This window comes from Paraburkholderia aromaticivorans (assembly GCF_012689525.1).
GTDB lineage: Bacteria > Pseudomonadota > Gammaproteobacteria > Burkholderiales > Burkholderiaceae > Paraburkholderia > Paraburkholderia aromaticivorans_A.
The window spans coordinates 3,133,765-3,145,169 of sequence record NZ_CP051515.1 but is presented as its reverse complement, the minus strand read 5'-3'; the positions used below and the strand labels follow the sequence as shown (position 1 = coordinate 3,145,169).

General features: G+C 60.1%; 11 protein-coding genes. 6 read left to right on the top strand and 5 right to left on the bottom strand.

Annotated features, from left to right (window positions below; genetic code table 11):
• Window positions 1–8 precede the first annotated feature (8 nt).
• Window positions 9–1,100 carry an IS630 family transposase gene (locus HF916_RS25935; protein WP_168788681.1) on the bottom strand — a complete coding sequence of 364 codons (1,092 nt, stop codon included), beginning with the start codon at window positions 1,098–1,100 and terminating at the stop codon, window positions 9–11.
• Between the two features lie 71 nt (window positions 1,101–1,171).
• The gene (locus HF916_RS25930) at window positions 1,172–2,410 is read right to left on the bottom strand and encodes a glycosyltransferase (protein ID WP_168791611.1); all 1,239 of its coding nucleotides are present in this window, start codon (window positions 2,408–2,410) and stop codon (window positions 1,172–1,174) included.
• 257 nt (window positions 2,411–2,667) lie between these two features.
• Here HF916_RS25930 and HF916_RS25925 point away from each other — a divergent pair, with 257 nt between their 5' ends.
• From HF916_RS25925 to HF916_RS25915, 3 genes are all read left to right on the top strand, one after another.
• On the top strand, window positions 2,668–3,072 hold the full coding sequence (locus HF916_RS25925) for a carboxymuconolactone decarboxylase family protein (protein WP_168791610.1): 405 nt from the start codon (window positions 2,668–2,670) through the stop codon (window positions 3,070–3,072).
• Between the two features lie 199 nt (window positions 3,073–3,271).
• Window positions 3,272–3,688, top strand: a complete 417-nt coding sequence (locus tag HF916_RS25920; RefSeq protein WP_168791609.1) for a MarR family winged helix-turn-helix transcriptional regulator — start codon at window positions 3,272–3,274, stop codon at window positions 3,686–3,688.
• Window positions 3,689–3,771: 83 nt separating this feature from the next.
• Window positions 3,772–3,909: a hypothetical protein gene (locus HF916_RS25915; RefSeq protein ID WP_168791608.1), complete on the top strand. Its 138-nt coding sequence runs from the start codon at window positions 3,772–3,774 to the stop codon at window positions 3,907–3,909.
• 123 nt (window positions 3,910–4,032) lie between these two features.
• On the opposite strand, the gene HF916_RS25910 is transcribed toward HF916_RS25915, so the two are convergent.
• Window positions 4,033–4,983: a LysR family transcriptional regulator gene (locus tag HF916_RS25910; RefSeq protein WP_168791607.1), complete on the bottom strand. Its 951-nt coding sequence runs from the start codon at window positions 4,981–4,983 to the stop codon at window positions 4,033–4,035.
• Window positions 4,984–5,045: 62 nt separating this feature from the next.
• Between HF916_RS25910 and HF916_RS25905 the strand changes: the two genes are divergently transcribed.
• Window positions 5,046–6,347: an MFS transporter gene (locus tag HF916_RS25905; RefSeq protein ID WP_168791606.1), complete on the top strand. Its 1,302-nt coding sequence runs from the start codon at window positions 5,046–5,048 to the stop codon at window positions 6,345–6,347.
• 117 nt (window positions 6,348–6,464) lie between these two features.
• Complete coding sequence (locus tag HF916_RS25900) at window positions 6,465–6,668, top strand: hypothetical protein (RefSeq protein ID WP_168791605.1); 204 nt, start codon at window positions 6,465–6,467, stop codon at window positions 6,666–6,668.
• A 173-nt stretch (window positions 6,669–6,841) separates the two neighbouring features.
• Here HF916_RS25900 and HF916_RS25895 read toward each other — a convergent pair whose 3' ends face one another.
• Together HF916_RS25895 and HF916_RS25890 are read right to left on the bottom strand one after the other, a co-directional pair.
• Window positions 6,842–7,291, bottom strand: coding sequence for a DUF2501 domain-containing protein (locus tag HF916_RS25895; RefSeq protein WP_168791604.1), 450 nt, complete (start codon window positions 7,289–7,291; stop codon window positions 6,842–6,844).
• A 177-nt stretch (window positions 7,292–7,468) separates the two neighbouring features.
• The gene (locus tag HF916_RS25890) at window positions 7,469–8,416 is read right to left on the bottom strand and encodes a pseudouridine-5'-phosphate glycosidase (RefSeq protein ID WP_168791603.1); all 948 of its coding nucleotides are present in this window, start codon (window positions 8,414–8,416) and stop codon (window positions 7,469–7,471) included.
• Window positions 8,417–8,647: 231 nt separating this feature from the next.
• Between HF916_RS25890 and HF916_RS25885 the strand changes: the two genes are divergently transcribed.
• Window positions 8,648–11,389: an MGH1-like glycoside hydrolase domain-containing protein gene (locus tag HF916_RS25885; RefSeq protein WP_168791602.1), complete on the top strand. Its 2,742-nt coding sequence runs from the start codon at window positions 8,648–8,650 to the stop codon at window positions 11,387–11,389.
• Window positions 11,390–11,405 lie beyond the last annotated feature (16 nt).

Below are 11,405 nucleotides of genomic sequence, written 5' to 3'. Positions count from 1 at the left end.
AACACACGCTAGTGTTCCGTTCCGCTGATTCGCGAACAAAGTCTGTGTAGTTTTTCGAGGATGGAATCAGCGGAAGCAGTCCACATGAATGGCTTGCAGTTTTCGTTGTAGTGGGAAACGAACTGATCGATACGCTTGATCAGTTGTTTGACCGAGCCAAACGAGCCCCTGCGGATGGCCTTGTCGGTGATCAGCGCAAAGAAGCGTTCGACCTGGTTAAGCCACGAACTGTAGGTAGGAATGAAATGCATGTGCCAGCGGGGCTTTGCTGCGAGCCACGCCTTGACTTTGGGATGCTTGTGACTGCCATAGTTGTCCACGATGCAGTGCACGTCGAGTTCAGCCGGTACGGCCTTGTCGATTTCGCGCAGAAACGACAGGAACTCCTGATGCCGATGACGCGGCTTGCAGGTCGCGAGCACTGCGCCGTTGAGTACGTTCAGGGCGGCGAACAGCGTGGTGGTGCCATGACGAACGTAGTCGTGGGTAACGCCTTCGACGTAGCCGAAACCCATCGGCAGCATGGGTTGCGTGCGTTCGAGCGCCTGACACTGGCTCTTCTCGTCCACGCACAGGACCAATGCATTCTCGGGCGGGCTCAGGTACAGGCCAACCACGTCGCGCAGTTTCTCGATGAAGAATTGATCGGTCGAGAGCTTGAAGCTTTCGCTGCGATGCGGTTGCAGGCCCAGCAGCTTGAAGTACCGGTGCACACTCGTGGGCGAGATAGCCGTTTCGGCGGCGATCGTGCGCACGCTCCAGTGCGTGGAGCCATCCGCTGGCTTGGTGTGCAGGGTCTTGTGAATCAGCTGCGCCAGCCGCTCATCGTCAATCGTGCGCGGCTTGCCGGGACGTACTTCGTCATACAGCCCGTTGATGCGATGCTCCAGGAACCGGAGACGCCACTTGCCCACCGTGGCACGCGTGAGCTGAAGACGCTGGGCAATGGCGCTGTTGGGTTCCCCGACAGCAGCAGCCAGCACGATGCGCGCACGCGTCACCAGCGCCGCCGAAATCGAGCGCGAACGCGCTATCGAAGTCAGTTGCGAGTGCTCATCTTCACTCAACACCAGTTCGGCCTTCGGTCGTCCCATGGGCATGCTGGCATCTCCCGTTCCGTTGATACCAGCATGCTACGTGAACATAGATTAGTTAACAACAGAACGGCACACTAGTTTTGCATCGTCACTTCGGCTTCGATCAGTTTGACAGCTTTGTCGAGGCCATTTTCAGTCGTCATTCTCGCCCCCAGTTCGCGCGCTTTGGCTCGGACATCCTGACTCTGCGCAAACGTGATCGCCTGCAAAACGGCGTGCGCCCTGGGGGCGATCGCATTGATCGGGGCACCCGTCACGCCTACCCGACGCAGGCGGTCAGCCCAAAAGAACTGGTCGCCCGCGAATGGCACGACAATCGAGGGTACGCCTGCCATGCTGGCCGCGTGAGTGGTGCCGGCTCCCGCGTGATGGATCACGATCTGGCAACGCGGGAATAGCCATTCATGGGGTGCGTCGCCCATCGGATAGAAATTCGACGGCAGAGTACTCGGGATGAACCCGCTCCATCCAGGGTTGTAAATGGCTCTGCGTCCGTTGACTCCGCTGATTATCGCGTCAAGTAATTTTCGCGCATCAAATCCTGCCATGCTGCCGAATCCCACATAAATGGGGGCGTCTCCTTGCTCGATGAAGTCAACAAGTTGGTGGGGTGGTGTCCAGTCGCGGGAAGGCCAGTGCCAATGACCACATATTTGCGCGTTGCGTGGCCAGTCATCGGGGCGCGCAACCAGAGAGGGTGAAACGCCGTAAAGCATCGTGTGATCCGTCCACAGACGTTTGCGTGGTGGCAGTCCGCAATTGTCCTGTCTTGCTGCGTTCAACGATTGCTTGAAATTTTTCCAGAGAATCTGATTCACCGCGTGATGACTCAGTGAATTTAGAAACGCCGGCACTAGGGCAGGCCGAAAAAACGGCGAGGCGAATTGCCGGGTCGGCGTAATAGGCATGAGTCCCGCGCCTATGGCCTTCACGTTGAGGTATTCCGCTGCGGACAATCCTGCGAACGCGGCAAGGCCGGAAACGATCAATGCATCACATCCTGTGCCATGCTCGATGATTTCCTTTAACCAGTCAGCCGTATTTGCGTTGGCGATGCGGCTGATGGCCAGTGCAATCTTCCTGAATGCATTAGCCCCTGCATGCACGCCGAGATTGGCGAATTCAGCCTGAAGACTTTGCACGATGTCACCGGACAACGGGGTAGCAGGAACACGCAACTGTCCTGCAAAGCTGAGCGTGTTGCGATCCGCCAGCAGCTTTGATTCATGTCCCGCGTCTATCAGTGCCCGACAGAGGGCCGCCAAAGGCCGTGTGTCGCCTTCCGTTCCGTACGCTACAACTAGAAATTTCATGGAGGTTGAAAAACCTGAATTTACGTAAGCCCGGCTCTTTGCATGCACAGGTTACACACTCCAATTGAAACGTCGCCACGCTTTCTCGTAGTTTGTTTGTCGATTGCGCCAGTGGGATCCGTCGCCTGAGTGACGCAATCGGCCATTGCGCACCATGAGTGCGGAATGAACGTACCAACCGGCCGTTTTTCGCATCGACCTATCCATGCACACTTGGTTTGTACGCCGACATCCGGCGATCATCCACGAGGATAGCCATGACACGACAACTTCTTCTCAGGGACAAATCCTACGCCCGAGGCTTTGCATTATTCGAACAACTGCATGGCAAGCACAGTGGCAAGCAACTGGCTGAATCGCGTGAGGGAGTTTGCCCCGATTTCCTGACGATGACCATGCAATGGGCGTTCGCCGGTGTGCTTGACCGGCCGGGACTCGACCTCGCGACGCGCGAGTTGGTCTGCGTCGTCAGTTGCGTCACGCTGGGTTACGCGCTGCCGCAGTTGCGCGCGCACATCGAGGCGGCACTTGTCGCGGGCGCTTCGCGTGAAAAGATCGTCGAAGCAATTCTTCAGACGCTGTTCTACGCTGGCGGAGCCGCCGTCAATAACGCGTTGGGAATTGCTGCCGAAGTTTTCGATGTGAAAGACGAAGACGCATGACGTCCATCATTCGAGTTTGAAAGGGCGAAATGAGCCGGCGCAAAATCGACGAATGGTCGTAGCTTTGTGGGAGCGTCGGCGTCGCGTGCGTAGAGAGGGTAGAAGGCTCTACCGCGCGATAACACTCCTGATGTTGCGATAGAGTGAAACAGCACAAAACAGGTTGCATAGCTAACTACTCTGGTCTAAGCTACGTCCCATGTTCGATCAATGCCTCTACTTCAATACGTCAGCACTTGCGCGTCGGCTCGAGCGCGAGTGGGCGGAAGCCTTTGAGCCGTTCGATCTTTCGCCACCTCAAGGTTTCATGCTGAGGGCGATTATCGATAGTCCGGGGCTGCTGCAGCGCGAATTGGCCGATCATTTGTCCATCGCGCGGCCCACCGCAACGCGTGCGCTGGACTTCCTCGAAGCCAAAGACTACGTTGTGCGCAGTCGCGCGGAAGGCGACGGCCGGGAGATCGTAATCTTCCCAACGAGCAAGGCGGTAGAGATCAGGCGCGAATTGAATGATGCGAGCGGCAAGGTCACAGCAAGATTGAAAACGCTGTTGGGCCATACGGAATTCAAGGATGCCGTGTCGAAGATCCGGCGCGTTCGTTCGGCGCTCGAATGATTTTTTTTTGCACGAATAGTTGCATAGCTAATTAAGCGAGTGTTTGTTTTCGTGCGTTGTTAGGCAATTGAGGAGCTCTCTCCATGAAACGCATTGCTGTTTTTTCCCTCGCAAGCTGGCTCGCCGCCGCGATTCTTTATATGGGGCAGCACTCGGTCGCGCTGATCGCATTGAGTGGCGTGTTGGTGCTGGGCGCGTTTGATCTGATGCGCCCAGACTGAACTGCCGCGGTCAGGTTGCGGACCGCTATTTGATTGTGTTGTGTCGCGCTTAGGGCTGTCGGAAAGCGAGACCGGCGCGCCAGGGTCTGTCGCGCCGGCGATCGACCAAGGCGACGCGTCCGCCTACGTCCGCGCCCTTATCAATGCAGGGTCGCCACTCCCTCCATACATGGCCATTCCGCTTTCGGCCAGCACCTCGGTCAGTGAACGGCGCAACAGATCGACGGGCCGCATGAGCCGGCCGGGAAGCGATCCATGAATGAACCATACATCGATGCCCGCGCGAAAGTCCGTGGTCTCGACGATCCTGAGTGCCGGGCGATGGACAGAGCGTTCCAGCAGATCCGGCGTGACGATTCCAATGCCGATGCCGCGTGCAACCAGCGATAGCTGCAGGTCGGAACCAAACGCTTCGACGGCGACATTGAAGGGGAGTCCTGCGGCTTCCAGCGCCTGTCTCAGTGCCGAGCGCATTCCACAGCCATCCTGATTCAGGATCCACTCGCGCTGCGACAGCGCAGCGAGCGTCATCGGCTCATCGGGTAGACCAAGAGAGCGCGCCGCGACGATCACCGTCGGCAGGCATGCGAGCGGCGTAGCGTGCAACGTCGGGGGCGGTGAAAAGCTGGACGGCATCAGCACGATCGACGCATCGAGCGACGTGCGTTCGACACTCTGCACGAGACCTGGCGACCAGCCGGCGGTGACGCGTAGCGTCAGTCGCGGAAAGACGCTGCGCAGGAGATCGACCGGTTTTTCCAGCGCGACATCGGCAAGAAACGGCGGCATGCCGATTCTCAACTCGCCGGCAGGCTCGCTTTCAGGCGACGCCACCGACAACAGATCGTCCACGGCGCGCAGCACAGTGCGCGCGAGCGCATACACCTCGTTGCCTGCCGCGGTCGGTTTGAGCGGCTTGCTCTGACGGTCGAGCAACTCGGCGTCCAGCGTGCTTTCGAGGTTTTGCACCCGTCGTGTCAGGCCAGGCTGCGTGAGATGGAGTTTTTCGGCGGCGCGCACCATCGACCCGCTTTCGACGACAGCAACGAACGCCTCCAGATCGCGCGTATTCAAAGGTAACTCGCATAATCATTATCAACATATTTCAATTGTCGCATATTGAGTGGCTCACTAGGATGGCTTTTTCATATCCGTCCCGAGACCTCCGCTCGATGAACTCATCCGCCGAAAATCCCGCCAGCGTTGTCGCGACGCAGGAGCCCGACACGCCACAGCAACTCACTCCGTTGCTCACTCTGTTCTTTGCAACCGCGGTGGGCGTGGTCGTGATGAATCTGTTCGCCGCGCAGCCGTTGACCGGCGCGATCGGCCGCAGTCTGCGCCTTGCCCCGGAATTAGCGGGCCTCGTCGCCATGCTTCCGCAACTCGGCTACGCGGCGGGGCTGGTGCTGCTGGTGCCGTTGTGCGATTTGCTGGAAAACCGCCGTCTGATCGTTCGGACACTCGCGTGCTGCGCTGCTTTTCTCGCCATCGCGATGGTCACCGAATCGCGAGGCGTGTTTCTGGTCGCCGTATTCCTCGCCGGTGCAACTTCCAGCGTGATTCAGATGCTGGTGCCGATGGCGGCTTCGATGGCGTCGGAAAGCCACCGCGGGAGGGCGGTCGGCAACGTGATGAGCGGTCTGATGTTCGGCATTCTGTTGTCGCGGCCGGCTGCGAGCGTGATCGCCGGCGCGGTCGGCTGGCGTGCCTTCTACGGCCTTGCGGCGTTGATCGACGCGCTGCTCGCCGTGGTGCTCTACCTGAAGTTGCCCGCGCGCCGGCCGGTTGCCGCCACGCGTTATCCGGCGCTGCTGCGCTCATTGTGGACCTTGCTGCGAACCGAGCCGGTATTGCAGCGAAACGCGGCATCGGCTGCATTGGTGATGGGTGCGTTCAGCGCGTTCTGGACCGCGATCGGCTTGCGGCTTGCGCAACCGCCGTTCAGCTTCGATATGAATGGCATTGCGCTGTTCGCCCTCGCGGGCGCGGCGGGCGCGATCGTGACGCCGCTTGCGGGTCGTGCGGGCGACCGCGGGTCAGGTCGCACAGCGCTGATCGCGGGCCATCTGACCATGCTCGTCGCACTCGTGGTAATCGGCGTAGCAGGCGCTAGCTGGGGCGGTTTCTCGACGCACGCTCATCCGGCGCTCGCGGTTGCGCTGCTGGTCGCGGGCGCGGCCGCACTCGACGCCGGCGTGGTCACCGACCAGACGTTAGGCCGGCGCGCGATCAACCTGATGAATCCCGCCGCGCGCGGGCGGCTCAATGGGCTGTTTGTCGACGTGTTTTTTGTCGGCGGCGCGTTGGGTGCGATGTTTTCGGGTGTGGCCTGGTCGTTGGCGGGCTGGACCGGCGTCTGTGTCGTGGGTTTTGTGTTTACCGGCGCCGCGTTTGCTCTGAGGCTGGTTGGCGTGGTCCGCGGGACTGGCGTTTGATTCGTTGTTATTTGACGGTCCGTTCCGGTCGATTGCGGTCGATCGGTTTCGCTTTTATATAATTGCGAATGATTCTCAATTGCGTATAAACTGGCGGTTTCGCTGTCGGCCTGAACTATGAAAACCTTTCTGTGTAACGATCTGATTGAGCGCTTCGGTTATGGCATGGCCGTCTATATCACGGCCAAGGCTTCCGCGATGCAGCGAAGCATCGATGCCATCAACGCCGAACGGACGGCGGCCGGTGGCCGCCTGCTGAAGAACGCGAGTATCGAAGAGGTAGTCGGCGTGTTGCGCAGGAAAGGTAAGCTGCCGGCCTGAAGTTCGAGGGCGGTGCGGCTGTGACTTTGTCAGCGCGCGGTCGCTGATGTGGGCTGTCGTACGCGTGTTGTCGCAGCAAAGGCCGAGTCCCGGATCTACTCGGACTACACGCCTGGGTACGCGGATGAAGTCAGTCGGTGCGTCTTCTTCACGTGGCGTGTGCCATCACCCGCTTAGAGCAAAGATTTCCCTTGGGCGAGAATCTTGTCGCAGACCTGTTTCGTGAGCTGCTCCTTCAGACCGCCGCCACTCAGGTCCACCTGCTTACCGTCACCGCTATTCAGGATGCCCTTGGCACCGTCGGTGTACCCGCTGTCGCTCGACGACGAACCGCCCGGCAGCTTGCTCATGAGCCCGTCTTTGACCGACGACGCGCTGCCACCGAGATAGTTGTTCTTGACGCAAAATTCAAGTACGCCCGCGACGTTACCCGTGCTGCCGGATGTTAGCGACTGCAAAGACAACCCACTGCCTAAACTGCCGAGGCTGCCGAGTCCACCGGCGGCCGCGCCGTTTCCACTCTGATTGAGAAGGCCGCCGAGTTGGGCGTGGGCGGTTGGGAAATAGAGCAATGTAGCGACCAGGAGCCCATTGGCCCAGGTGCGACGGCTGCATGCGATCATGGAAGACCCCTTGCCGCGGAGTGAAGGTAGTCTTCACTATAGTGCCTTACGGACTTAAACGATGGACGAGGTCATCGACTATGTGAACAGGCGACTGTGCCCGCTATCACGTGTGGAGGGCTTTCGCGCGATGAGAACGCAGTTCCAACCTGCGCAAAGAAGCCGACGTTCAGGCGACTACGCAGCGCCTGCTCCGCGCCCTGCGTGTGCCAACGCCAGCGCCAATCTTGCCCCCACCTCGGCATTGTGCTTCACGAGCGCGATGTTCGTCGTCAGGCTGCGTCCACTCGTCAATGCCTTGATGCGAGCTAGCAGGAAGGGCGTCACGGCCTTACCGGTGATGCCTTTCGCCGTGGCCTCAGCGAGCGCCTGCTGGGTCAGCGCGTCGATCTCTTCGGACTTCATCGCTGCCGCTTCCGGCACCGGCGTGCTCAATACCACGCCGCCCACGAGGCCCAAGTCCCACTTGGTGCGGATGAAGCGTGCCTGCTCTGCCGCATCGTCCAGCCTGAAGTCCGCGCGAAAGCCGCTGTCGCGCGTGTAGAACGCGGCGAAATTGTCTTGCTCGCAACTGAGCACCGGCACGCCGTGCGTTTCCAGGTATTCCAACGTGAGTCCGATGTCCAGGATGGACTTCGCACCCGCACAGACCACTGCCACCGAAGTCTTCGCCAGTTCCTGCAGGTCGGCCGAAATGTCAAAGGTTTCCGGCGCGCCCCGGTGCACGCCGCCGATGCCTCCGGTCACGAAGACCTCGATGCCGGCCAAGGCGGCGCAGATCATCGTGCCGGCCACTGTCGTGGCGCCAAGGCCGCCGCCGGCCAGCACGGCGGGCAGATCGCGGCGGCTGACCTTGTGTACCTGGTCCGAGCGGCCGAGCAGTTCCAGTTCGTCGTTCGAAAGGCCGATGCGGATTCGCCCGTCGATCAATGCGATAGTCGCGGGCTCGGCGCCCAGACCACGGATCACGGCCTCCACTTCGCGCGCAGTGCGAACGTTCTCTGGATAGGGCATGCCGTGAGCGATGATGGTCGATTCCAGCGCCACGAGCGGGCGGCCGGCGGCTTGTGCAGCGGCCACAGGTGCGCTGCAGGTCAACCACGAGCGTGCAAGGTCCGCAATCATCACGATGTTCCCGGCGGTGTATTTCGCTTAAGTATGCAACACAAGGCGGGTCCAAGGTTCACGCGCTGCAGCGCGATGGCGCATATCATTAAGGAAGTGTCTGGCCACTTCTACTGGGAGCGTTTGTTGAAGCAGGGTTGTGCGTCGGGCACACGGTATTCCTGATAAAAAAGGACAGACGTTTCAATGTACTGAACGTGTTGGATGGTCGATGTCGGGTCGGGAGGTTCCATGCCACCGCTACGCGCAATCAATCTGCTCCAGTCGAACGAAGGTTCCCGTCTTCATGGTCCGGAACTCGACCGTTGGCGCCGCTGGGGGCCTTATCTGAGCGAGCGGCAATGGGGCACTGTTCGCGAAGACTACAGCGAATACGGCACCGCATGGGACTACTTTCCGCACGATCATGCGCGCAGCCGCATGTACCGCTGGGGCGAGGACGGCATTGCCGGATTCGGTAACGACCCACTCGACTGGTGCGTATCGCTCGCGCTCTGGAACGGGCACGATCCGATCATCAAGGAACGGCTCTTCGGTTTGGCGAATGAGGAAGGCAATCACGGCGAGGACGTGAAGGAGCTTTACTTCTATCTCGACGGTACGCCGACGCATTCGTACATGAAGATGCTGTACAAGTATCCTCACGACGCGTACCCGTACCAGGACCTCATCGACGAAAATCTGCGGCGCGGCGCGGAACAGCCCGAGTATGAAATCCTCGATACGGGCGTGTTCGACGATAACCGCTACTTCGACGTTTGCGTCGAGTATGCGAAGCACACCCCCGACGATATCGTGATGCGGGTGACCGTCGAAAACCGCGCGGATCAGCGCGCGGCGCTTCATCTGTTGCCGCAATTCTGGGCGCGCAACAGATGGGCCTGGTCGGGCAAGCCCGGTAAGCCGTCGCTCAGGCTGGAGTCGAATCAAGAGGAAGGCGCGCGCGTCATCGCGCGCCATCCCGCGCTCGGAACGATGATCGTGACGGCATTGGCGCAACAGCCGATCGAGTGGCTCTTCTGCGAAAACGAAACGAATGTGCGCCGTATTTTCGGCGTCGATGGAGCGGGGCCGTTCAAGGACGGCTTCAATGACTACCTCGTTGACGGCGACGAGCAGGCAATCCGGCGCGACAAGGGCACCCGTGCCGCCGCGCATGTAACCCTGCAGTTCGCGCCTCACGAGCGCTCGGTGCTGTATCTGCGCTGGCGTCCCGAATCGGCTGCGGATGCCGCGCCTCTCGACATGCAAGCGCTCTTCACGCGCCGGCAAGCGGAAGCCGATGAATTCTACGCGGCGCTACAGCACGACATCGCCGACGCCGATGCGCGGCTCGTGCAGCGTCAGGCGCTCGCCGGCATGCTGTGGTCGAAGCAGTACTACCAGTTCGACGTGACGCGCTGGCACGACGGCGACCCCGGCCAACCGAAGCCACCAAGAGCACGCAGGCACGGCCGCAACGCGGACTGGCGGCACATGTGCAATGGCGACATCGTGTCGATGCCCGACAAGTGGGAGTACCCATGGTACGCGTCGTGGGATCTCGCATTTCATGCGGTCGCGTTCGCCATGATCGATCCCGACTTCGCGAAGAAGCAATTGCTGCTGCTCGTGAAGGAACGCTACATGCATCCGAACGGGCAATTGCCCGCCTACGAGTGGGCATTCGGCGATGCCAATCCACCGGTTCATGCGTGGGCTACATGGCGTGTGTATGAACTCGACCGTGAGGTGACGGGCGTTGGCGATCACGAGTTTCTTGAAGTCATGTTTCACAAGCTCCTGCTCAATTTCTCGTGGTGGGTCAACCGCAAGGACGCCGATGATCGCAACATCTTTCAGGGCGGCTTTCTCGGGCTCGACAACGTGGGCATCTTCGACCGGTCTTCGCCGCTGCCCACCGGCGGCCGCATCGATCAGGCCGATGGCACTGCATGGATGGCCTCGTACGCGCTCGACCTGATGCAGATCGGCCTCGAACTGGCAATGACGAACAGCGCGTACGTCGAAATCGCAGTGAAGTTCTTCGAGCACTTTCTGTATATCGCGGAAGCGGTCAGTTGCAGCGAAGGGTGCAAAACGGGCTTATGGGACCGACAAGACGAATTCTTCTACGACGTACTCCACCTTCCGGACGGTACCCGTGTGCCGATGCGCATTCGTTCGATCGTCGGGCTGATTCCGCTGTTCGCTGTTCACGTGCTCGAGGATCGCGTGTATGGCCATCTGCCCGGATTGCGCGAACGGCTGGCGTGGTTTCTCGATCATCGGCCGAATCTCGCCAAGCTGGTGTCGCGCTGGACCGAACCCGGCAAGGGTAATACCACGCTACTGTCGTTGTTGCGCGGACACAGGATGACTACACTGCTGCGCCGCGCGCTCGATGAAAACGAGTTTCTCTCCGAGCATGGCGTGCGGGCGCTGTCGCTCGTGCATCGCGATGCACCTTATGTCTTCGACCATGACGGCGTGAACGTCTGCATTCAATACCAGCCGGCCGAATCGGACTCGCGTGTTTTCGGCGGCAATTCGAACTGGCGCGGGCCGGTCTGGATACCCGTCAACTACCTGCTGATCGAATCGCTCTATGAGTTCTATCGCTACTACGGCGATGAGTTTCGCGTCGACTATCCGACGGGATCGGGCAACCGTTTTTCGTTGAGTGAGATTGCCGACGACCTTGCACGACGGGTCACCACACTCTTTCTCAAAGATGCACAAGGTGTGCGGCCCGTGATGGCGGCCTATCCAATGCTGCAAGCCGACCCGCGTTCGCAGGATCTCATCCTGTTTCATGAGTACTTTCACGGTGACAACGGACGCGGCGTCGGCGCTTCGCACCAGACCGGCTGGAGTGGGCTCGTCGCGCTGTTGCTTCAGCCGCGCATGATGAAGCTGTCCCATGTTGCGCCTGATGTCGCGTCGGTGGATACGCCAGTGGGAGAAGACACCGCATCAGCCGCGGCTCGGTAGCAGTTTCGACTGCTGG